This window comes from Streptomyces sp. NPDC001204 (genome assembly GCF_053598035.1).
Genome location: NZ_JBSFJL010000049.1, coordinates 23,876 through 44,287 on the forward strand (window position 1 = coordinate 23,876; position 20,412 = coordinate 44,287).

The window sequence follows — 20,412 nt, forward strand, 5'->3', positions numbered from 1 at the left end:
AATTCTCCATGTCGCGTCATTGGTGCGGGAATTCCTTGATATGTGCCACATCGAGGAAGGTTCCGCATGAACCGCACACGTACGAACGATCGCTCCGCCCGCGCCCGTACTGGCAGTGCCGACGCAGGAAGGGGCGGCAGCCGCTTCGGTTCGCAGGCACAGCCCCGTTCGGGCGGGCCTGTCCGCTCCGGTGGTTACGGCCGCCGGCCCGCCGCGGTGCAGGGTGAGTTCGCGCTGCCCAGGACGATCACTCCCGCGCTGCCCGCCGTTGAGGGCTTCGCCGATCTGGACATGCCTGAGCAGTTGCTGGCCGAACTCGGCAGGCAGGGTGTGACCGCACCGTTTCCGATCCAGGGAGCGACGCTGCCGAACTCCCTGGCGGGCCGTGACGTCCTGGGCCGCGGCCGCACCGGTTCCGGCAAGACCCTCGCCTTCGGCCTCGCCCTGCTCGCCCGCACCGCCGGACAGCGTGCCGAGCCCCGCCGGCCGCTGGGGCTGGTCCTCGTACCCACGCGTGAGCTGGCACAGCAGGTGACCGACGCGCTCACACCGTACGCCCGCTCCGTGCGGCTGCGGCTGGCCACGGTGGTGGGCGGGATGTCGATCGGCCGGCAGGCCGGCGCGCTGCGCGGCGGGGCCGAGGTCGTCGTCGCGACGCCCGGACGGCTCAAGGACCTCATCGACCGTGGCGACTGCAGGCTGAACCACGTGGGCATCACGGTGCTGGACGAGGCCGACCAGATGGCCGACATGGGTTTCATGCCGCAGGTCACCGCGCTGCTCGACCAGGTGCGTCCGGAGGGGCAGCGGATGCTGTTCTCCGCCACCTTGGACCGTAACGTCGACCTGCTGGTTCGCCGCTATCTGACCGACCCCGTCGTGCATTCGGTCGATCCGCCGGCCGGTACGGTCACGACGATGGAGCACCACGTCCTGCACGTCCATGGCGCCGACAAGCACGCCGCCACGACTGAGATCGCCGCCCGCGACGGCCGCGTGATCATGTTCCTGGACACCAAGCACGCCGTCGACCGGCTGACCCAGGACCTGCTCAACAGCGGGGTACGCGCCGCCGCGCTGCACGGCGGCAAGTCACAGCCACAACGCACCCGCACGCTGGCGCAGTTCAAGACGGGGCACGTCACCGTGCTGGTGGCAACCAATGTCGCGGCGCGCGGCATCCACGTCGACAACCTCGACCTGGTCGTCAACGTCGATCCGCCGACCGACCACAAGGACTACCTCCACCGCAGCGGCCGTACCGCCCGCGCCGGCGAGTCCGGCAGCGTCGTCACGCTCGTCACACCGAACCAGCGCCGCGGCGTGGTCCGCCTCATGTCGGACGCCGGAATCCGGCCGCAGATTACCCAGATCCGCTCGGGAGACGAGGCCCTGAGCCGGATCACCGGCGCCCAGGCCCCGTCCGGCACCCCGGTCGTCATCACCGCACCGGTGGTCGAACGCCCCAAGCGCAGCGCCTCCTCCCGAGGGCGACGCCGCCCTTCCTCGGCGCCCCGGCGTGCCCCCGTACGCCAGCCCGTCCTCGACGCGGTGGCCTAGAACCTTCATGATCAGGAAGTTGACCCATCTCTGCAGGAGGCACCTTTTGACGCTGATTCAGCTGCAGCCCCGCTCGGCGAACGCCAACCCCGTGCACAGGACGGCGGTGGAGGTCATGGACGCGGCCGGACCGCAGGTCTGTGACGACATGAGCGTCGAGGTGGCGCTGGCCGTCATGACCGCCGCGCGCACGGGCCGACTGGTCGTCTGCGATCAGGACGACCAGCGCATCGGCCTGGTGACCCGAACCGACCTCACCGCCGTCCGTGACAGCGGCGCTCACACGGACCGCGTCCGCCTGCGCGACATCCTCGGCGACCACGGATCGGCCACCTCACCCGTGACCACGACGGCGAAGCCGAGCACACGATGCGCTCCCGTCGGCTCGGTGCTCTGCGAGTCGTAGACGAGCAAGGCAGCGCCCCGGGCATCACCCTCTCCCGCTGAAACGCCTCGCCCCTGGTCGGACCGTTCTTCCCTTCTTCCTGTGAGGCCACATGCGCTGCGTCATCGCCCGCTTCCCCTTCGAGCTCACCAAGGGCGGAGTGCTGGAATCGATGAAGGACATCAAGCCCGAACCGGTCACCGGAGAATCGGTGATCATCGGCCGCCGCCACTACCCCGTCAAGCAAGTCGGCCAAGTCATCACCCGCCAGGACCGCCGTGACTTCAGCGCCGCCGAAGTCCTCCGGGCCATGACTCAGCTCGGCTTCACCTGCCGCGCCCTCCCCAAGGCCGCGCCTCTTGACATCCCCGGCTCGCTGCAGCACGCCTCCGCGATGCTCGGCACCCCGTGACGGTCTGACCGGGTAAACAGGCACGAGCCGACATCTGACCAGCAGTGTGGGCCCGACCGGTACGCCGGTCGGGCCCACACTGCGTGCAGCGGGTTCCCGTCGCCGTCGCTCCGTGGTCGGAACAGCTGAAGTCGCCTCCGGTCCAGGCGCTGACGTCCTCGATCGCAACCCGGTACATCCCACCCGTCTCCGGGCTCCCCAGCGTGCCCTGCAGGATCCGCCCGACATGGAAGTGCAGACGCGTGGGCGGCCCGTCCTTCTTCGCGGGGGAGTCGAAGACGGCGGCGAACTCGCCCAAGCGGGCGGAATCCGTCAGCACATCCGACACCCTCTGCCTCCGCGTGGCTGCGAGAGCCAGTCGACCGGTGATGACAGCGCCACCGGTGACCACGGTCAGCGACTCTGATTGCTCTGGTCGGACTGCTCGATCATCCCGGGATCGTCGAGGGCGGCGCAGCCCCTCGTGCCGCGCCCGTCAACAGCCGACCTGCGAGGCGTCGCGGCTGGAAGCGTCCGTCCCGGGCGGTGGTGTTCTTCGCGAGACGCAGTGTTGGCCGGCGCCCGCCGACGGTAGCCGCGGCGCAGTCGGCGACGTCACGCTCAGCCCGACGTGCTGCGCGGCGGTGGGTGGCTGTGAGCGCCGGATTGAGGCTCGGAGCTGCTTGAACCATCCATGGACCGGTCGAGGCGGATTACCTCATCTTCGAGCGCGCGAAAATCTATGCCAGCCAGAGTAGACATTGGGTGGCGGTGTGGTTATGGTTTCTCTCGTAGCCGAGATCAAGCGAGGCCCGGCAGAGATGAACTGCAGGGCAGCAATACCGCAGTTGCAGTTCGCAGAACGGTGCGGTGGTGGAGTCCCGAAGCCAGAGCGGTTGCAGGACGGTGACGGGACTGACGGCCGGACCGGGTGGCCCACAGTGATCAGGGGCCACCATGAGCAGTACCGCAGTGGCAGTACCCGCAAATGAAGGATCGCAGTACCCAGCAGCGAAGTCAGTGAGCAGGACCTCGGTGAAGGCGTCGGCTGCGGGCGCGCGCACCGGGAGGTTCGGCAGTGGGCTTCCAAGCCGGAGCAGACGCAGGACGGGCGACGGGGCCGGCTGCCGAAGAGTGGCGCTGTTCGAGGCCACCAGCAGTTCGCGGTATCAGCAGTTCGCAGGTTCCGTCAGTGAGTAGTTGATCAAGAGGGAAGAACGGAGGAGCCGAGCGCCATCAGGATCGCCCGGGCGGAAGTCTTGGACCCGGGTACCGCAGGACATCGATAGTGAGGTGGTCTCCGGTCAAGCAACCGCGATCCCCGCGCCCCCGACAGCGTCTCGGTCGGGTCTGCGGAAACAGAGGGCCGGTGCAGTATCAGGGCCGGCAGATGGTGTAGTAGTTCCTTCGGGGCCCTGGTGCCAGTACGGCGCCAGGGCCCCTCAACGCGTTCCGCAGAGAGGTGCAATGACAGCAGACGACACGTTCGGCCGTCTCGACGACGACGATTACCCCGCCTACACCATGGGCCGGGCCGCCGAGATGCTCGGCACCACCCCTGCCTTCCTCCGCGCCCTCGGCGAAGCCCGCCTGATCACCCCCCTGCGCTCCGAAGGCGGCCACCGCCGCTACTCCCGCTACCAACTGCGTATCGCCGCCCGTGCCCGGGAACTCGTCGATCGGGGCACCCCCATCGAGGCTGCCTGCCGGATCGTCATCCTCGAAGACCAGCTCGAGGAAGCCCAGCGCATCAACGCCGAATATCGCCGCGCCGCCGAATCAGTGAACCCGACGGCAGCAGAATGAGATGAGCGTGCCCGTCAGCGCCGGCGGGCATCGCACGCACGGTCTCGGTGTGCGGCGTGATCCTTTCCTATGGTGACGCGATGTGTGGGCGTGTAACGTCTGTGTCAGCTGTCGTGGTTCGGAATTCCCTCTTGCCCACGCCTCTGGTGTGGGCGTTTTGCTGTGCTGTGCCGCAGGGACCAGGGCGATCACCTCCGTCTGCCACATGGAGTGGGAGGCGTTCATCGACTGGAAGGCATAAGACATGGCAACGGGAACTGTGAAGTGGTTCAACGCGGAGAAGGGCTTCGGCTTCATCGCCCAGGACGGCGGCGGTCCGGATGTCTTCGCGCACTACTCCGCGATCAACTCCACAGGCTTTCGTGAGCTCCAGGAGGGCCAGGCCGTGACGTTCGACGTCACCCAGGGCCAGAAGGGTCCGCAGGCCGAGAACATCAACCCGGCCTGACCTCGCAGCCCTGCCCGAGGGATCGCGCACGCCGCGTCCGGGGGTCGCCGCCCGTGCGGGCCCTGCCGCCCACCTGGACGAAGGCGCCTGATCTCGTGCCGGACCGGCACAAGCGTGACTCGCTATCCGGCCGATTGGATCTCCGGCTTTGTGGGGCTGATCGGGTATGTAAAGGTCCTTTACGCCACTCCGAAGGAGAGTTGAGGCGACCGTCAAAAATGCCCAAGTTTCGGAGACTGAATGATAATTAGCCCTTGCGGGTGATCTTCTGACGTCTGCTCACCCGCTGTGGTGGTGGGTCGCCGGGAAGTGTCGGCGAGTCGCTGCTTGACATATGGTCTGCCGCAGGTTCCAAGGAGGCCACGTGAACGGTGGCTGTCCGACGAACGCGGCACGGTCGCTCGGACCTCGCCGTCCTGCTGCTGGGCTTCGCCCTCGCCGCCCGCCGTTCCGAACTGCGGCTGCTGGACTGGACCGACCTCGAGGAGGTCGAGGAGGGCCTGGCCGTCGAGGTCTGGCGGCCGAAGGTCAACCATGAGGGCCCGCTCGGCGTGCCCTACGGCTCCAACCCGGCCACCTGCCCCGTCCGCGCGGTCCGCGCCTGGAGACAGTGCCTGATCGAGCACGGCCGCCAGCCGGTCGGCCCCCAGTGCAGCAGTTCGGTGAGGGCGGTCAGGCCGGCGCGGGCTGCGGCCCGGGTCACCGAGTCTCCGATGCCTTCGCCGGTGATCCGGCGGAGGGTCTCCGATCTGTTGGCCGCGCCGGTGCATCGGGTGGGCGATGCGGCCGTGCCGGTCGATGCGCACGAACAGAGCGGACGCAGCCTGCGCCGCGGCTTCGCCACCGCCGCCAAACAGGCCGGCGCCGACCTCTGAAGGTCCAGGAAGAACCGCAGCCGCACGCCGGGCTCGTCAGGCTCCCGGGTCGTACGCTCCGCCGGCGCGACGGCGCACCGCGCGGCGAGCAGCTCCTGGACCACGAACGCGGTCTCGTCATCCGCGGCCGCGACCTCCACCACGGCCAGGCCCGGCACAACCACATGCGCATCATTGATCTGCCTCATGCCGGGCACTACGCGCGGGCATCCGCAGAGGTTCTCCGATGCCGCCGGCGTCACCCGACCCGAGTAGGAGAGGCCTCGGGACGATGTCCTGGACATGGTCGTGCGCGCAACGGCGGACCGGCACGAGGAAGCGGTCGGCGGCTAGCTGGAGGCGTCGGCCATGTGCTCGTGGTGGTGCTTGAGCGCGTCACGGGCCGTGAGGACATCGGCTGGGGCGAGGCTGCTCCAGTACGCGTGCGTGAGGATCGTCCCGGCGAGTTGGACTTCCCGCGCCCGCAGTCGGGCGATCTCCATTGCGTCCTGGGGGTCCCAGCCGGGGGAGGCGGGGCGGGACGACTTCCGCCAGGCGCTCTCGTTCGTCTCCCACGCGTCCAGCGGTTCGACCGACCACGGCACCCGCTGGTAGACCGTCTGCAGTTCAGTGCGGACCTGACGGAGTTCGTCCTGAGTGTCGATCAGGTCCTGGGGGAAGTTGTACGAGGCTGCCACGATCTAAAGGTACTGCTGTTCGAACCGGGCTCCGGACCGCCTCGCGGCAACATCTCCTGCGCCAACCCTTGCGTCTACTCTTGCGGCATCTCTTGCGACTTCTCTTGCGCGAGCCTCGCCGACGCCGCTGCATCCGTGCAGGTCACCCCCACCGTACGGGCGTGGTCGGACCCCTGACATCCCCGTTGCGGCCGCTTTCGCCCATGTCCCTGCTGAAGTTGAAGGAGAAGGGATGGGCAGGATGGTCGGCGCGGACGCAGCCGGGGATCAGGGCCGCGCTCGCCAGGTTGCGCGTCGGCTCCGCCGCCGCGCCGGGGGCCCCGGCGATCAGGAGTCGCCGTCGCCGATGTGGTCGAAGCCTCGCAGCAGGGGGCGCGAGCTCCGCCGCGCAGCCGCACAGATTGCACAACCGCGTCCCCGGGTTCTCCGCGACAGGGCGTGCTCCACATCGAGCAGCGGTGCACCCTGCGGGGCTTCCTCGCAGTCCAGCGCGTGCAAGACACCTCCAGCCGGGCCGCGGCCGCCGCGCAGCTTCTGCAGCCCCCACCCCGAAGGCTGGCGCTCCCTGAGGACCTTCCGGACCACGCACTGCGGCGACAGCCCAGCTTCTCGGTGGCGACCTGGTCGTAGTCGACGCCGTCGACCGGTCGTAACGCAGCATTCGCACGGCTCGGTCAGGTCTCGTAGAGGGCGCGCATACGTCCGCGAACTGCTGGGGCCGGGCGGCCTCGCAGCCGTCGCAGCGGTACCGGTGGAACCAGACGCGGTCCGGGTGGTCTTGCTGGGCGGAGGGTTGGGTGCGGCGGGCTGGGCACCTTGTTTCCGGTCCTTGCCGTACGACCAGGTCGCGCGGCCGTTCCTGGCCCATGCGCCGTGAACCACCGGGGCAACTGTCAGATCGCTGCCCATGGGCCCCGTCCGCCAACCTCGAGGCGGACAGGGCCTTCTTGCTTTCAGCTCATCCATTGGATGAGGCCATCGGGGCCGGGTCGGCACGAGCGAGGGGTGTCGCGACGAGGGCCGACTCATCGGCCGATCAACTCATTGCTTCTACCGTCCGGTTCGGTTCGGTATCCCATCGGGTATGCGAGAGCCCGGTCCCCTGTTTGCTTTCCGCTCGAAGGTGAGCCCGGCCGCCCAGCAAGTCCGGCATCACCTGTCACACCCGAGGCGGGCAGGGCTTCGACTTCCTCGGCTTCCACCACCGGAAAGTCGAATCGTGGAAATAGCGAGGCAGGTTCTACCTGCAACGCTGGCCGTCGGCCAGAGCGATGAGCGTACTGCGGGACAAGGTCCGCGCGGCTACCTCTTGCTCGAAGACGGAGCGGCCGGTGTCCGCTGTGGTCGCTGACCTCCACCCCGTGCTGCGGGGCTGGGCAGCGTACTTCCGCAACGGGAACTCCGGGCGGAAGTTCAACGCGGCCGACGGCTACGTCCACGAGCGGCTGGCCATCTTCGCCAGCCGGAAACACAGACTGCGAGGCCGGAACTGGACCACCCGTTTCACTTACGGGTGGATCACCCGACTCGGGGTCTTCCGCCTTACCGGAAACGTGCACAGGGCGACGGCGCATGCCAGTCGGTGAACGATGTCGGAAAGCCGTGTGCGGGAGAACCGCACGCACAGGTCAGGCTGCTGAAGGAGCGAAGGTCAACCAAGGCGCTCTGTATGGAACGAGGTTCGCAGTAGCGGCCGGCTGGTGCCCGGGGCGTCACGGGAGCGCCATGCGCCAGATGCGGGCCCAGGTGGACGCGTACTGCCGCAGCAGCGGACCGGTGGTGTACGGGATGCCGTACTTCTCGAACAGCTCGCGCACCCGGGGGGCGATCTGGGCGTAGCGGTTGCTGGGCAGGTCGGGAAAGAGGTGGTGCTCGATCTGGTGGCTGAGGTTGCCGGTGAGGAGGTGCAGGAGGGGGCCGCCGTCGATGTTCGCGGAGCCGAGTGCCTGCCGTACGTACCATTCGCCGCGTGACTCGTCCTCGATCTCGTCCTCGGTGAAGGACTCCGTGCCGGCGGGGAAGTGGCCGCAGAAGATGACGGTGTGCGCCCAGATGTTGCGGGTCACATTGGCGGTGAGGTTGCCGAGCAGGCAGGGAAGGGCGGACGGGCCGGCCAGCAGGGGGAAGAGGGCGTAGTCCTTGGTGAACTGCCGTGCCGCCTTCCGGGCCACACCTGCGACGTCGCCCAGGAACGCACGCACGGACTTGCGGCCCTGAAGGACCGCCTCGTGCTCCAGGTCGTACAGGGCGATGGCCCACTCGAAGACCGGTGCCAGCAGCGGCCCGCCGTACAGGGGCTGCAGGAGATGGGCGGGGTGCCAGGGCTGGTCCTTGCTCATCCGCATGATCACGTAGCCGAGGTCGCGGTCGCGGCCCACTACGTTGGTCCAGGTGTGGTGCAGGTCGTTGTGGGTGTGCTTCCAGGCGGCGGCTGGGGTGGGGAAGTCCCACTCCCAGGTGGTGGAATGGATGGCCGGGTCGCGCATCCAGTCCCACTGTCCGTGCAGGATGTTGTGCCCCAGCTCCATGTTCTCCAGGATCTTGGCGGTGGTCAGCATCGCCGTTCCGGTCAGCCAGGCAGGTGGCAGGAGGGACACCGCCAGGGCCACCCGGCCGCCGGCCTCCAGGATGCGGTGCACGGCGACAAGGCTGCGGATGTACCGGGCGTCTTCGGCGCCGCGTTCCGCGAGAACGTCGGCGCGGATACGGTCCAGTTCCAGCGCGAAGGCGTCGGCGTCGGACGGCGCGAAGGCAAGCGCGGCCACTGGTCTTTTCCTCTCCGGCAGGTTCGGCAGGTCTTCATCTAGAGGTTGATGTGCACAGGTCCGCAGGCGGCCGACACACAGGTCTGGATCAGGTCGCCGGGCTCACCATGGACGTCGCCGGTTCGCAGATCGCGGACCCGGCCGGCGGACAGCGGACTGACGCAGCTGTGGCAGATGCCCACGCGACAGCCGCTCGGCATGGCCACACCCGCCGCCTCGCCGATGTCCAGCAGAGGTGTGGTGGGGTCGGCGTCCGCCTCGACACCGCTCCGGGTGAAGCGCACCCGGCCCCCTGTGATGCCGGGTCCGTCGCTTGGGACGGCAGGTGACGTCGGCCGGAACCGCTCCAGACGTAGCCGATGCCGGGCATCCGCATCGCGCCAGACCCGTTCGGCGAAGGCCAGCAGACTCTCCGGCCCGCACGCCCATGTATCTCGCTCGGGCCAGTCGGGGCACAAGCGGTCCAGGCGGGCCGGATGCAGCCGTTCCTCCGTGCGGGTGTGGTGTTCATGCAGCGTGAACCAGCTTTCGTGGGCGGCCATGTCCTGCAACTCCCTGCCGAAGACCACCTGGTCGGCGTCGGGTGCGCAGTGCACCAGCACGGTGTCAGGGCGGCGGCCCGCGCGGCCGGCGAGCGCGCGCAGCATCGACATGGCAGGGGTGATGCCGATACCACCGGTCAGGAACAGCAGGCGCGCGGGTATCGGGTCGGGCAGCACGAACGCCCCCTGGGCAGGTCCGAGGCGCAGAGTCTCCCCCGGTCGGGCCCGGTGGGCCAGGTACGACGACACCCGCCCGCCTGGGACCGCCCGTACGGTGATCGAGAAACGGCCGGTGCCGTCCGGCGGGGTCGTGATCGAGTACGTCCGCCAGTGCAGCACGCCATCGATGCCCACTCCCACCGGCACGTACTGACCGGCGGCACGATGCGCCGCCCAGCCGCGCCCCGCGCCCACCACGAGCGTCGTCGCGTTCGCCGTCTCCGGCTGGACCGCCTCCACCCGGCCCATGGGCCACCGGGACGACCACAGCGGATCGACGACCGCCAGAAAGTCGTCCGGCAGCAGCGGTGTGGTGAGCCTGCTGGCACCCCGCCACATGGGCCGCGCCAGACGCCGGAACACGCCGACCATTCCGCCTCTCCCATCCGCGTCCCTCTCCGGTCACCCACGCTTACGTGAATGGGCAGAACCGGCAAGGCGGGTTACTCCTCACGTACTCGCTCCGGTTCCCGGGCGCCCACACCGTCCCCGGTCTCAACGCCGCAGACGGGCACTGTGCACCCGCGTGACGGGCCACGTCGCCGTCGGATGACGCGTCCGGCAGGGGACTCGGTCTCCGCGGTGACGGTGACGTGGGGCCGTACTCGGGTCAGACGCCTACTGAGATTTTCACGGTGGGGTCGGTGGTGCGAGGGTCAGTCCGGTGGCGGTGAGGCAGCCGTCGATTAGGTGTGGCCGGAGCTGGATCCTGCGTAACTCCCGGCGGAGGACACGGTCGAGGTCGTCGGGTGTGTCGAAGGCGGTGTTGGCCATGGTCCGGCGTACCAGTGACCAGACGGCCTCGACGGGGTTCAGGTCGGGTGCATACGGCGGGAGGCAGACGGTGGTGAGCCAGTCGTGCTCGGCCTCGTAGCGTTTCAGCCCGACCGCCAGGTGAGTGTTGAGATTGTCCCAGACCACCACGATCGGGCCGCCGAGCTGGATGTGTGCGCGGACGAGCAGGTCGCGGTAGTCCTGCCAGGAGAAGCTCTTGCGGGCGCCTTTGAGGAGGAGGTGGTTGCGGGGTCGGTGGATGAGACGGCTTTCCACGCCCGGTTTGTAGCAGCACAGGGCGGCGACCGAGGTCCTGCGGCGGGAGCGGCCTCTCACTCGGATGACGGGGGTGTATCCGCGCCGGCCCCAGGTGCGGGCGCGAGGCGGCGTCATGGAGAATCCGGACTCGTCCTCGAAGACGATCCAGGCCCCGTGGGCCGCCGCGAGGCTTTTACCCTCGGCCACACCTCCTTCTTCCACAGTTCGACGGCGTGCTCGTCGCGCTCCAGTGCTCTGCGGGCAGGCGCCTGCCATGACCAGCCGTGCCGTTTCAGCAGCCGCCACACCGTCGCCACCGACAGGCTCAGCCTCAGATGCCGGCGGATCACCGTCTGGACCCGGGCCAAAGTCCAACGCTCGTCGTCGAAGCCGTGCCCTGACGGGCCCTTGCCGAGTTCCTCCTCGAGCACGGCGAACTGGGCATCGGTGACGGTCGGAGAATTGGCTGGGCCCGCAGAACGCAAGGCCTCCATGCCGCCCTCGCGCCAGGCACGGCGCCAGCGTTCCACCGACCGGACACTCACCCGCAGGTCCTTCGCGATCACCGCGGTCTTCTCGCCCGCCGCGAACCTCTCACCGGCCCGGAACCGGATCTTCTCCCGAAATGCCCGACGCTCGGCGGTCAGGCCCCCACCCTCCGGATAACGCACACCACCGGCATACCGCAGGGATCATGAACCGTCACCACCCGACGACAACCCGAAAACCTCAGTAGGGGTACCGGGAGGTTGGATGGCTCGGCACAAGAAGGCTCGGCAAGGTGGGAGCCCCGACCCGTTCAGGATCGGGGTCCTCCTGCTCCAACTAGTGAGGATGGTCTGGGACCACCTCATCTGACCGAGCGTGGCGTCGGCCGCTCTCCGCCGTGGGAAGCCTGGGCGGTCGGCGCCATTTAGTTTGCGACTTAGTTGTCATTTAAGTCGGTGGCCCCACCCTAGCGCACCACGTGTTGCATTGGGGTGGGGTTTCACCACAACACAAGTCGCTACTTCACGTACGATCTAGCGGACCTGTGGGGGCCCCTACGCCGCTGCCCACTCCAGTCCGAGCGCGGCGAGTGCGGCGAGCTTGTCGGCGGAGAGCTTCGCGCGTCTGGTCTTGGTGTTGGAGAGCCACACTCCGAGCTTCACAGGGTGTTCCTGGCCGTCGACTACGACGGTTTCTACGTGCCCCGTGGGACGGTCAGGGAGCCGGTGCGGGTTTTGTACTGTGCCAGGGCTGCCACGCCTCACTTGAAGGCCCCCGAGGCCGTCTTGGACGGCTTGGCGGGCGTTTCCTGCTCTGATGGCAGCGGCGTGACGCCGACGGCTTCCAGGCGTTCGCGCTGCCCGTCGGTCAGGGCCGTCCAGACTTCGGGGTTGCGCTGCTTGGCCAGCCACTTGCCGATGTCCATGCCGTGGATGGTGACGCCGGGCAGAACGATGTCGGCCTGGCCTTCTTCGTCGCGTACCAGCTCGCGCAGCGCGGCGTAGTGCCGTTGCCAGTCGGCCGGCCACGCCGGGTTCCAGTGCACAGCCCATGGCGGGCATTGCAGGGCCGGTGGTCCCGCGGGAGTGCTGGTGTCAGGTCTTCGCGGTCACGCCGACCACGCTGCTGGCCTGGCATCGACGGGCCTCTGGTCTCCCGGAAGTGGACATTCACCGAGTGCCGTCACCCGGGACGGCCCCCGACTGCGCCCACCGTCAAGCAGCTCATCCTGCCTCTGGCGCGCGAGAACAGCACCTGGGGCCACTGCCTCCTCGCCGTCACTCGGGCCCGCACCAGCGCTCCTGCCCCCGGCGCCCGCCTCGCCCCTGCCAGCGCCCGAGAACTCCTCCGGCTGCTGCGGGCCACCGTGCTGCCGCACTCCCGCCGCGACCTCGACCACCTCCTGCACTGGTCCGCCTGGCGCCGCCACCACCAGCACCAGGCCGCCCAAGCCCACCGCCGCTGGAACAACATCACCGCCGCCGCGACGCCATGACGGAGAAGCCGTGATCAAGAACTACAGCTGCCAGGTCAGAGCACGTTTTCAGACCGCTTCGACGAATCCACCGCGGCTGGCAAGATTTCGCTCTTTTCCTCTGCATCAGACTCCAGCACTATAGGTGGCGTTTTGCGGCTGCCGTCTGTTTAAAAGCGGCTGCCTGTCAACCGGAAAAGGGGGAACGTGAACGTGTCACCGCGTAGAGCCCTGGCGATGGTCGTCGCGGCTGCGACACTGGTCATGGGGCAAGTCGCAGTCAGTAGTGCGTCGGCCGCGCCGGCCGAGACGTCCCGGCTTCAGCAGAAGATCGACAGGTATCTGGAAAAGCACTCCGAAGCTCGTCAGGTTGGCGTCAACAAGGTGCAGATTCCGGGCGGCACTCTGACTGTCGCTGACCCCGGAACCACCTTCAGCGCTGCGGCGATCAGCTGCAGCAGCGGATGGCTGTGCATCCAGGACGGCTACGGTGACCGCTACGACTACTACTACTGCGGCTACTACGATTTCTGGGGCATCGGCGACGGCGTGTTCAACAACAACCAGACCTCGGGCACCGTCGCCAGGTTCTACAACCAGAATGGAAGTCTCCGCTGGACGAATACGGCCAAGGCCACCGGCACCGCGTCGTGGACTCCCGTGTATCACATCCGGCCGTGCTGACCTCCTAGAGCTGGCATCAGCTGCTGTGCCCCCGGCTGCACGGTGGATTCCAGGGGTCGTTGCAACAGTGTGATCAACTGGCTGTAGCCGGGAGCTTAGCGAGACGCTCGGCTGGGGTTTCCCAGCCGAGCGTTTTTCGTGGGCGGCTGTTCAGCTCGGCAGCCACGGCGTCCAGGTGCTCCCGGCTATGTGGGCTGATGTGGAGACCGGTGCGGACTGTCCCGTGTTCCATGTTCACGAAACGGGTTCTGGCACAGATCTTGGGGAGTGGTCGCAGAGCGTTACTCCGATGTTCGATTGTGAGGACACGGGTTCGCGTGAGACCGCGTACGCCTTGGCGTCTCGGTTTTAGTTGACGCTCCATCAGGTATCTGGCAGCCGCTGCTGCGGTCGGTTGTGGATGGTGATGGTGCTGGTCATGCAGACCGATGCACCGTTCTGGGACTCGCTGGTGTTCGAGGGGATCGGCGATGTGGATGTCGAGGCGGTCACGTCCGCGTTCGGCACGGTCGAGGTGGTGGCGAGGGGCTGCGCTGCCGGGGCTGTATGCCCTGACTGCGGCTGCTTTTCGGACCGAGTGCACGACCGTTACCAGCGCAGACTGAAGGATCTTCCGCTCGCTGAGCAGGGCTTTGTGATCCGGCTGACGGTTCGACGTTTCCTCTGTGGGTCGGCGGACTGCCTGCGCCGGACGTTCGCCGAGCCGTTCTCCCGGCTGGCCGCTCCGTACGCACGGTTCACCACGCGGCTCAACCACGCCCTGGAGCGAGTGGGGCTCGCGCTGGCCGGGCGGGCCGGCGCCCGGGGCTGGCTGCCCAGCTGGGCTTCGGCGCGGGAAGAATGACCTTGTTACGCAGGGTCATGGCATTGCCGGATCCACGGTTCAGCACGCCGCGTGTGCTGGGTGTCGACGACTTCGCGATCCGTCGCGGTCAGATCTACTCCACCGTTTTGACCAGCGTCGAAGACCATCGCGTGGTCGATGTGCTCCCGACCCGTGCAGCCGGGCCGCTGGCCGCCTGGCTGATCCGCCACCCCGGCGTGGAGATCATCTGCCGGGACCGGGCGGGCGCCTACGCCGAGGGTGCCCGGCGCGGTGCCCCCGACGCTGTGCAGATCGCCGACCGGTTCCATCTGTGGCAGGGCCTCGGCCGGGCCGTGGAGACCTGCGTTGCCGCCCACCGCTACTGCCTGCGCAATCCTTCGCCCAGCGGCATGTTGCCGGAGGCCACCGGAGGGGATTCCGGTCGGTCGCAGGACGATTCGGTGCCGGTCGGCCGGCGGGCCGAGCGGAAGAAGGCCTCACATGCCCTGGTGCACGAGCTGCTTGCCCAGGGTCACTCACGCCGGGCGATTGCCCGGCACCTGGGCTGGGGTCTCAACACCGTGCTCCGGTATGCGAACGCCGCACGCTGGCAGGACACCTTCCGCGAGAACCGGCCCCGGCCCAGCAGACTGGACCCCTACAAGCCCTACTTGGAGCGGCGATTCGCCGAGGGATGCACCAGCGTCACCCAACTGCACGGCGAACTGGTAGCCGAGCAGGCTCCTGTCACCTACGGCATGGTCCGCGCGCACATCGCCACTTTGGGCGGGGCTCCGTCCACCGCACCATCACGGCCGCCGACGGTGCGGCAGGTGACCGGCTGGATCACCCGTCACCCCACGACCCTGACCGAGGAAGACCGGGCCCGCCTGAAGGAGGTCCTGGCCCGCTGCCCCGAACTGGACAAGGCCGCCGAACATGTCCGCGACTTCGGCGAGATGCTCACCGACCGCCTTGGCACCAAACTCCCGATCTGGATCGACGCAGTCGACGCCAGCCAGCTACCCGGCCTCACAGGCTTCGCACTCCACCTACTCCGAGACCTCGACGCCGTGACCGCCGGGCTCACTCTCGACTGGAGCTCCGGCAGTATCGAGGGCGCCGTCAACCGCATCAAGAAGATCAAGCGGCAGCTCTACGGCCGAGCCGGATTCCTACTACTCCGAAAGATGATCCTGCTCCAGTGACACTCCGAGACGTCCCCCGAGATCTGCACAGAACCGAGAAGTGGGAACATTTGCCGCGGCAAGCGTGTGGCGGGTCGCCCAGCCGGCCGTGGCAGGATGGCCTCATGTTGATCCGAAAGGGCGATGCCGCGTAGGCGTCCCAAGGCTGTCCGCGCAGAGCGGTGGCGGCCACGATGGCAGTATCCGGTCCTGAGGGTCCGTGGTGTCTCCGCGCGAACTCGTGCAGCGATCCGCCGGGTCGAAGACCAGGAGATGTGGCCTAACGCGGTCGCGCATGCGCTCTCTCGCTTCGAGTGGGCTTTCAAGCAGCCTGGACGATATCTGAACGCCTCCCAGGCCTGTTCGCCTGGCATAGAGGTGGAAGATGCCCGCGATGACCTGGAGCGGGCGATGCTGCACCTTCCTCCCGGAGCCAAACGGGACTTGGGCCGACTGATCACGCGCATCGATGAGGAATTCGAGCGCCGTACCTTGCCGGAACCCAACAACATCGAGTTGGCGATGTTCGGCTGGTGGTGGACCAGAATGCGGGAACGCTGACGAGCCCCGGCTCGCGCCCCCTGCAATCGAACGACACCGTCACCCTCCGCGACCGCTCCCCAAGATCTGTGCCAGAACCCGCAACTCATGAACAAAGCCACCCATACCGGTGGCCATCGAAACCAGCAGAGGCCTGCTCGTGGCCGCCCTGCGCACCGGCAGCCGCAAGGTCTTCGCGATCAACCCGCTCGCCGCCTCCCGCTACCGCGACCGGCACGGTGTCAGCCGCAAGAAGTCCGACCCCGGCGACGCCCTGGTCCTGGCGAACATCCTGCGCACCGACATGCACGCCCACCGACCGCTGCCTGCCGACAGCGAACTTGTGCAGGCCATCACCGTGCTGGCCCGCGCCCAGCAGGACGCCGTCTGGAGCCGCCAGCAGGTCGCCAACCAGGTCCGCTCGCTGCTGCGCGAGTACTACCCCGCCGCCCTGCACGCCTTCCAAGGCAAGGACGGTGGCCTGACCAGGGCAGACGCCCGCATGATCCTCACCCTCGCCCCGACCCCGGCGAAGGCCGCGAAACTCACCCTCGCCCAGCTGCGCGCCGCCCTCAAGCGCAGCGGCCGCACCCGCGCCTTCGACACCGAGACCGCGCGCCTGCGGGACATCTTTCGCTCCGAGTACGCCCGCCAGCTTCCGGCCGTCGAGGACGCCTTCGGCCACCAGCTCCTGGCCCTGCTCAAGCAACTGGACGCCACCTGCCAGGCCGCGGACGACCTTGCCGCGGCCACCGAAGCCGCCTTCAGCCAGCACGCCGACAGCGAGATCCTGCTCAGCTTTCCCGGCCTCGGCCCCCTGCTCGCGGCCCGCGTCCTTGCCGAGATCGGCGACGACCGCAGCCGCTTCGCCGATGCGAGAGCGCTCAAGTCCTACGCCGGCTCCGCCCCGATCACCCGCGCCTCTGGCAAGAAACGCTTCGTCGGCCGCCGCTTCGTCAAGAACAACCGGCTCATGCACGCGGGCTTCCTCTGGGCCTTCTCAGCCCTCCAGGCCTCACCCGGAGCGAACGCCCACTACCGGCGCCGACGCGAGCACGGCGACTGGCACAACGCCGCCCAGCGCCACCTGCTCAACCGCTTCCTCGGCCAGCTCCATCACTGCCTCCAGACACGGCAGCCATTCGACGAACAACGCGCTTTCGCACCGCTCCGCCATGCGCCTGCGTGACCGTAGTCCGGGCCGCACACATTGCCGGATGCCGGAAGGCAGCCGCTCCCGCCATCTGCCGCGCCCTGAAGATGAGGCGTCGCGCCCGGACTGCCATCATGCTGCCCGGGGGCGGACCTTGGCGTTGGGGGCCGCGTGACGTGAGAAGAGTGTGGCGCGGATGCTCGGAATCCAGACCGATGCGTGGGACACGGCCGGGGGAGTGCTCATGACGGTCGTGGGACTGGGCTGTGCGTGGTGGGGCGGGCTGGCTGTGCTCCGGCCGGGCCGGCCGCCGCAGCCGATCGGATCGGTGACCGCGGCAGGTGTGTCCCAGCGGCGGGCGCCCCGTCGGGCCGGTGGTGTTGTCGCCGGACGGCACAAGTGAAGCGGCCCGTGTCCTGGAGCGAGGCGGCACTCGTGAGCGCCGCCTGCTGGACAGTCAGCGGACTGGGATACGGGGTGCTCGCCGCCCTCGATGAGCCGCAGCTGTCCCCCGCGCCCCTGATCGGCATGGGCCTGGCCCAGTGGTTCTTTGCGTATCACCGCTGCTGGCGGGCGGCTGTCGCGGCGTGCCTCACGGCGTTTGTCGTGTTGTTCGGGCTCGTGGACATCCTGCGGCCGGGCCTGGGCCGGTACGTGGCGGATGCCCTGGCCGTGGGGACCGCCTCGACGGTCGCCCTGACCGTCTTCGCCCTGGTCGACCGCGCCAGCGGACGCCATCATGACGCCGCAGGCTGACCCCGATAACGCGGGCACAACACCACCAGCTTGACTTCGTAGCCTCCTGAGATGTCTCGGAGGGGGCTGGGGAAGCGCGTGATCTTGCGGTGGGTAGGGGACTGGTAGGTGGGTCGGGGGGGCACTCCCCCCTCGGACGGCCCCCGGAGGGCAGCACACCGCCCGCCGGCCGTCCAGGACGCCTACGGCGCCGCAAGCGGTCGGGCAGAGCCCGATCCTGGACAGCCGACGAGCGGCGCGCTGGGCAGAGCCTGCCCGACCGAGGAGGGAGCACCCCCCGACAGGTCGACGTACGGCGAAAGGCTCGCCCGACATCCGGCACAGCCCGTTACGGTGCTGACCATGGCGACCAGCACGGCAGCACCGACCGAACACCCGGGATACGCACTGCTGATAGCCGCCGAGCCGCCGGTACGTCACCCGCTCGCCGTCGCCGCGACGCTGCCCCGGCTCGCCGCCGTCCCGCCGGCGCGACTCGTGGGTGCCTCGTACGCCAGCGCCGTGCAGTTGGCCAACCCCGACGACCCGCACACCGTGCTGACCGCCGTCCGCACGGCGGCTGCCGTCGAGGGCCCGCTACTCGTCTACGTCGCCGGGCACCTGGCCATCGACTCCCGTCAGCACCTTCTCCACCTGGCCCTGGCTCGCACCACATCCCGCACTGTCCGGTACACCGCACTTCCGTGGCACTGGCTGGCCACCGAGCTGCAGCACCGCGCCCCGGGCACCACCACGGTGGTTGTCGACCTGGCCGCCGACACCGACGTCTGGCAGGCCCTCATCCAGCGGGAGCAGACCCTGGACGGTCCATACGCCCTGTACGGCGTCGTGCAGCTGCAGGATCGCCGCCACCGCCCCAGCCCCTCGTACACGCACGGGCTTGCCCACATCCTGCGAACCGCGCCGGCGAGGCCGACCGCCGACGACCTTCACCGCCAGGCCGCCCGCGCCGCCCAGGTCGAGCCCGCCGCCACCCTGTGGTTGGGCCCCGCCCCGGCGAACCCGACGCCGCCGTCGCCCGCCGCCGAGCCGCTCGCGGTCGACGTCCCCGCGCCGAGGCCGGAGCCCATACAGCCGGCCATGCCCTCCCCGGCACCCGCTGAGGACGACCCACACCGCGCCATCAGCCAGGCGAGCCAGGCCGGGCGCCACGCCGAGGCCGCCGCCATCGCGGCCGCGTGGGAGCAGGCAGCCCTCCGCCAGCACGGCCCCACCTCCCCCGAGGTGGCCCACTGGATCGAGGTACGCGCCGTTATCGCCCTGGAAGAAGGCGCCCCCGACCGGGCGTGTGAGCTGTGGTTGCGAGGCGCCGTGGCGCGGCTGACCGCCGACCAACCCGAGGCCCACCCCGACGTCGTCGCCGCCGTCGACCGCGCCCACTACGCCTGGCATCACGTCACCGACCCTGTTAAAGCACGCGAGTTGGGCACCGAGCTGTCAGCTCTGCGTACGCAGGTCCCCGGAAAGAGCGGCGCCCGAGAAGACGTCCAGCGACGCCTGGGATCCTTATGGCCACGAGGCTGATCAGCACCACAAAGCGGACCACGGACAAGGAACGGCTGTCCACCCTGCCGCAGCTGGAGAAGGCGTCGAGGCTCGTGGCCAGGGCCTCGAAGGTGTTCATCGAGGAACTGGAGTTGGTCGAGGAGGCCGGCTGCGATGTGGACGTGGCCGCGTTGTGGCGGGCCTTGGAGGAGGTTGCGCCCAGGGCCGCACTGTCGAGTGCCGCCGCGGCGGTGGTGAGTCTGGTGCCGGAGGACGACGAGTCGGCGGAGATCGCCATGCGAGGCGCGCTGGCCCTGCGCTACAACACCGTCAAGCCGTTCCTGTCGCTGCTGGGCGAGACCTCCATGCTCGGGGCGGCGACCGGCGGCGACCGGCGGCAAGCGGGTGCTGGCGGGGGTGAAGCGGCTGCCGGCCCTGGCCCGGCGCCGGGTGACGGAGAAGCCGCTGCTGCCACGGGAGATCGAGGCTGTGTCCGGTCATGCCGTGGAAGGTGGACTGGCGGTCGTCGCTGGAGTAAGGATGGCGTAGCAGGCGCGTGATCTGTCGGACAATGGTCTGGTGTGGATGTTCCGAGAACCGTAGATCCCGCCGGAGTCCTCGTGGCTCTGTCGGATCTTCTCCGTCAGTGCGGCGTCCTGGCGGCGTCGTTCGCACGGATCGGTCTCGGCACGGCGCCAGCGGTAGTAGGTGGAGGAAGGGATGTGCAGTTCCCGCAGTATGGGCTCGACTCCCAGGTGCGGATGCTCGTCGACGAGCGTGGTCACCTGGGCCGGGTCGGGTCGAGCTGAGCCGCGAAAAAAGCCGATGCCGTCCGCAGGACCTCGTTCGCCCGGCGCAGTTCCCGCACCTCGCGCCGCAGCTGGGCTAGCTCTTCCTTCTCCTCGCTGGTCAGCAGGTCATTCCGCTCGCCGGAGTCGGCCTCGGCCTGGCGGATCCAGTTGCGCAGGGCTTCGTGATGCACACCGAGTTCCTCAGCCATGCGGCGGATTACGGTTTTCGGCTCGGCAGTCCGATACATCCGGACCGCACGCTCACGCAACTCCAGCGGGTACTTCCTCGGGGCAGGCATCGTCTGGATTCCTCTCATGAGCCCCCATATGACCCGCTGTCAGACCTAC

The 20,412-nt window shown here is 68.7% G+C and carries 20 protein-coding genes and 5 pseudogenes; 16 read left to right on the forward strand and 9 right to left on the reverse strand.

Translation table 11 applies throughout. The features are described 5' to 3' along the window. The first annotated feature begins 66 nt into the window (after nucleotides 1-66). From ACWC91_RS38895 to ACWC91_RS38905, 3 genes and pseudogenes are all read left to right on the forward strand, one after another. On the forward strand, nucleotides 67-1,560 hold the full coding sequence (locus ACWC91_RS38895) for a DEAD/DEAH box helicase (RefSeq protein WP_450642872.1): 1,494 nt from the start codon (nucleotides 67-69) through the stop codon (nucleotides 1,558-1,560). 46 nt (nucleotides 1,561-1,606) lie between these two features. Then, a pseudogene (locus ACWC91_RS38900) lies at nucleotides 1,607-2,007 on the forward strand (CBS domain-containing protein). 50 nt (nucleotides 2,008-2,057) lie between these two features. After that, nucleotides 2,058-2,357 (forward strand): SCO5918 family protein, encoded by a 300-nt coding sequence (locus tag ACWC91_RS38905; protein WP_281157070.1) that lies wholly within the window; start codon nucleotides 2,058-2,060, stop codon nucleotides 2,355-2,357. 112 nt (nucleotides 2,358-2,469) lie between these two features. Here the strand turns inward: ACWC91_RS38905 and ACWC91_RS38910 are convergent. Continuing rightward, nucleotides 2,470-2,789: pseudogene (locus ACWC91_RS38910) on the reverse strand (hypothetical protein); the annotation flags it as partial. A 1,014-nt stretch (nucleotides 2,790-3,803) separates the two neighbouring features. Between ACWC91_RS38910 and ACWC91_RS38915 the strand changes: the two are divergent. From ACWC91_RS38915 to ACWC91_RS38925, 3 genes are all read left to right on the forward strand, one after another. Then, nucleotides 3,804-4,142 (forward strand): helix-turn-helix domain-containing protein, encoded by a 339-nt coding sequence (locus ACWC91_RS38915; RefSeq protein ID WP_365777093.1) that lies wholly within the window; start codon nucleotides 3,804-3,806, stop codon nucleotides 4,140-4,142. A 244-nt stretch (nucleotides 4,143-4,386) separates the two neighbouring features. After that, nucleotides 4,387-4,590 carry a cold-shock protein gene (locus tag ACWC91_RS38920; protein WP_123545149.1) on the forward strand — a complete coding sequence of 68 codons (204 nt, stop codon included), beginning with the start codon at nucleotides 4,387-4,389 and terminating at the stop codon, nucleotides 4,588-4,590. A 371-nt stretch (nucleotides 4,591-4,961) separates the two neighbouring features. Next, on the forward strand, nucleotides 4,962-5,465 hold the full coding sequence (locus ACWC91_RS38925; RefSeq protein ID WP_281157284.1) for a site-specific integrase: 504 nt from the start codon (nucleotides 4,962-4,964) through the stop codon (nucleotides 5,463-5,465). 50 nt (nucleotides 5,466-5,515) lie between these two features. Here the strand turns inward: ACWC91_RS38925 and ACWC91_RS38930 are convergent. The 3 genes and pseudogenes from ACWC91_RS38930 to ACWC91_RS38940 all read right to left on the reverse strand — a co-directional run. Continuing rightward, a pseudogene (locus ACWC91_RS38930) lies at nucleotides 5,516-5,749 on the reverse strand (DUF6207 family protein); the annotation flags it as partial. A gap of 45 nt (nucleotides 5,750-5,794) precedes the next feature. Beyond that, on the reverse strand, nucleotides 5,795-6,142 hold the full coding sequence (locus ACWC91_RS38935; protein WP_281157275.1) for a hypothetical protein: 348 nt from the start codon (nucleotides 6,140-6,142) through the stop codon (nucleotides 5,795-5,797). A 327-nt stretch (nucleotides 6,143-6,469) separates the two neighbouring features. Beyond that, nucleotides 6,470-7,171 (reverse strand): DUF6233 domain-containing protein, encoded by a 702-nt coding sequence (locus ACWC91_RS38940; RefSeq protein ID WP_450642874.1) that lies wholly within the window; start codon nucleotides 7,169-7,171, stop codon nucleotides 6,470-6,472. Between the two features lie 242 nt (nucleotides 7,172-7,413). Between ACWC91_RS38940 and ACWC91_RS38945 the strand changes: the two genes are divergently transcribed. Then, complete coding sequence (locus tag ACWC91_RS38945; protein WP_390727045.1) at nucleotides 7,414-7,728, forward strand: group II intron maturase-specific domain-containing protein; 315 nt, start codon at nucleotides 7,414-7,416, stop codon at nucleotides 7,726-7,728. Nucleotides 7,729-7,854: 126 nt separating this feature from the next. On the opposite strand, the gene ACWC91_RS38950 is transcribed toward ACWC91_RS38945, so the two are convergent. The 4 genes from ACWC91_RS38950 to ACWC91_RS38965 all read right to left on the reverse strand — a co-directional run bounded on the left by ACWC91_RS38950 (nucleotide 7,855) and on the right by ACWC91_RS38965 (nucleotide 12,234). Further along, nucleotides 7,855-8,907, reverse strand: coding sequence for a fatty acid desaturase family protein (locus ACWC91_RS38950; RefSeq protein ID WP_281157276.1), 1,053 nt, complete (start codon nucleotides 8,905-8,907; stop codon nucleotides 7,855-7,857). A 38-nt stretch (nucleotides 8,908-8,945) separates the two neighbouring features. Next, nucleotides 8,946-10,040: a ferredoxin reductase gene (locus ACWC91_RS38955; RefSeq protein ID WP_281157277.1), complete on the reverse strand. Its 1,095-nt coding sequence runs from the start codon at nucleotides 10,038-10,040 to the stop codon at nucleotides 8,946-8,948. Between the two features lie 258 nt (nucleotides 10,041-10,298). Next, nucleotides 10,299-11,371 (reverse strand): IS630 family transposase gene (locus ACWC91_RS38960; RefSeq protein ID WP_450642876.1). Its coding sequence is split into 2 segments (ribosomal slippage): nucleotides 10,299-10,924 and nucleotides 10,924-11,371, totalling 1,074 coding nucleotides; the frame shifts between segments, so codons are not numbered across the junction. A gap of 578 nt (nucleotides 11,372-11,949) precedes the next feature. Further along, nucleotides 11,950-12,234: a helicase associated domain-containing protein gene (locus ACWC91_RS38965; RefSeq protein WP_348638532.1), complete on the reverse strand. Its 285-nt coding sequence runs from the start codon at nucleotides 12,232-12,234 to the stop codon at nucleotides 11,950-11,952. A gap of 321 nt (nucleotides 12,235-12,555) precedes the next feature. Between ACWC91_RS38965 and ACWC91_RS38970 the strand changes: the two genes are divergently transcribed. From ACWC91_RS38970 to ACWC91_RS39010, 9 genes and pseudogenes are all read left to right on the forward strand, one after another. After that, entirely contained in the window at nucleotides 12,556-12,684 is a 129-nt protein-coding gene (locus ACWC91_RS38970; protein ID WP_281157278.1) for a hypothetical protein, read from the forward strand. Nucleotides 12,685-12,900: 216 nt separating this feature from the next. Then, on the forward strand, nucleotides 12,901-13,347 hold the full coding sequence (locus ACWC91_RS38975) for a hypothetical protein (RefSeq protein ID WP_281157279.1): 447 nt from the start codon (nucleotides 12,901-12,903) through the stop codon (nucleotides 13,345-13,347). A 400-nt stretch (nucleotides 13,348-13,747) separates the two neighbouring features. Further along, the gene (locus ACWC91_RS38980; protein ID WP_281157280.1) at nucleotides 13,748-14,191 is read left to right on the forward strand and encodes a transposase family protein; all 444 of its coding nucleotides are present in this window, start codon (nucleotides 13,748-13,750) and stop codon (nucleotides 14,189-14,191) included. 17 nt (nucleotides 14,192-14,208) lie between these two features. Next, the gene (locus ACWC91_RS38985; protein WP_450642879.1) at nucleotides 14,209-15,360 is read left to right on the forward strand and encodes a transposase; all 1,152 of its coding nucleotides are present in this window, start codon (nucleotides 14,209-14,211) and stop codon (nucleotides 15,358-15,360) included. 252 nt (nucleotides 15,361-15,612) lie between these two features. Next, nucleotides 15,613-15,900, forward strand: a complete 288-nt coding sequence (locus ACWC91_RS38990) for a hypothetical protein (protein ID WP_281157282.1) — start codon at nucleotides 15,613-15,615, stop codon at nucleotides 15,898-15,900. Between the two features lie 100 nt (nucleotides 15,901-16,000). Next, nucleotides 16,001-17,068: pseudogene (locus ACWC91_RS38995) on the forward strand (IS110 family transposase); the annotation flags it as partial. 375 nt (nucleotides 17,069-17,443) lie between these two features. After that, nucleotides 17,444-17,788, forward strand: a complete 345-nt coding sequence (locus ACWC91_RS39000) for a hypothetical protein (RefSeq protein WP_281157283.1) — start codon at nucleotides 17,444-17,446, stop codon at nucleotides 17,786-17,788. A gap of 342 nt (nucleotides 17,789-18,130) precedes the next feature. Further along, a complete protein-coding gene (locus ACWC91_RS39005; protein ID WP_450642881.1) occupies nucleotides 18,131-19,312 on the forward strand; it encodes a hypothetical protein in 1,182 nt (393 codons plus the stop codon). Next, nucleotides 19,291-19,759 (forward strand): annotated as a pseudogene (locus tag ACWC91_RS39010) (Tn3 family transposase); the annotation flags it as partial. The gene ACWC91_RS39005 and the pseudogene ACWC91_RS39010, both read left to right, overlap by 22 nt. Nucleotides 19,760-20,054: 295 nt before the next feature. On the opposite strand, the gene ACWC91_RS39015 reads toward ACWC91_RS39010, so the two are convergent. After that, the gene (locus ACWC91_RS39015) at nucleotides 20,055-20,381 is read right to left on the reverse strand and encodes a transposase (protein WP_348638533.1); all 327 of its coding nucleotides are present in this window, start codon (nucleotides 20,379-20,381) and stop codon (nucleotides 20,055-20,057) included. Between the last annotated feature and the right edge of the window lie 31 nt (nucleotides 20,382-20,412).

Coding starts and splice junctions, on each gene's coding strand:
- ACWC91_RS39005 (WP_450642881.1), top strand. CDS start 18,131: ATGGCGACCAGCACGGCAGCACCGACCGAACACCCGGGATACGCACTG.
- ACWC91_RS38955 (WP_281157277.1), bottom strand. CDS start 10,040: ATGGTCGGCGTGTTCCGGCGTCTGGCGCGGCCCATGTGGCGGGGTGCC.
- ACWC91_RS38920 (WP_123545149.1), top strand. CDS start 4,387: ATGGCAACGGGAACTGTGAAGTGGTTCAACGCGGAGAAGGGCTTCGGC.
- ACWC91_RS38990 (WP_281157282.1), top strand. CDS start 15,613: ATGTGGCCTAACGCGGTCGCGCATGCGCTCTCTCGCTTCGAGTGGGCT.
- ACWC91_RS38975 (WP_281157279.1), top strand. CDS start 12,901: ATGGTCGTCGCGGCTGCGACACTGGTCATGGGGCAAGTCGCAGTCAGT.
- ACWC91_RS38895 (WP_450642872.1), top strand. CDS start 67: ATGAACCGCACACGTACGAACGATCGCTCCGCCCGCGCCCGTACTGGC.
- ACWC91_RS38945 (WP_390727045.1), top strand. CDS start 7,414: ATGAGCGTACTGCGGGACAAGGTCCGCGCGGCTACCTCTTGCTCGAAG.
- ACWC91_RS38905 (WP_281157070.1), top strand. CDS start 2,058: ATGCGCTGCGTCATCGCCCGCTTCCCCTTCGAGCTCACCAAGGGCGGA.
- ACWC91_RS38915 (WP_365777093.1), top strand. CDS start 3,804: ATGACAGCAGACGACACGTTCGGCCGTCTCGACGACGACGATTACCCC.
- ACWC91_RS39015 (WP_348638533.1), bottom strand. CDS start 20,381: ATGAGAGGAATCCAGACGATGCCTGCCCCGAGGAAGTACCCGCTGGAG.
- ACWC91_RS38985 (WP_450642879.1), top strand. CDS start 14,209: ATGGCATTGCCGGATCCACGGTTCAGCACGCCGCGTGTGCTGGGTGTC.
- ACWC91_RS38940 (WP_450642874.1), bottom strand. CDS start 7,171: ATGAGTCGGCCCTCGTCGCGACACCCCTCGCTCGTGCCGACCCGGCCC.
- ACWC91_RS38980 (WP_281157280.1), top strand. CDS start 13,748: ATGGTGATGGTGCTGGTCATGCAGACCGATGCACCGTTCTGGGACTCG.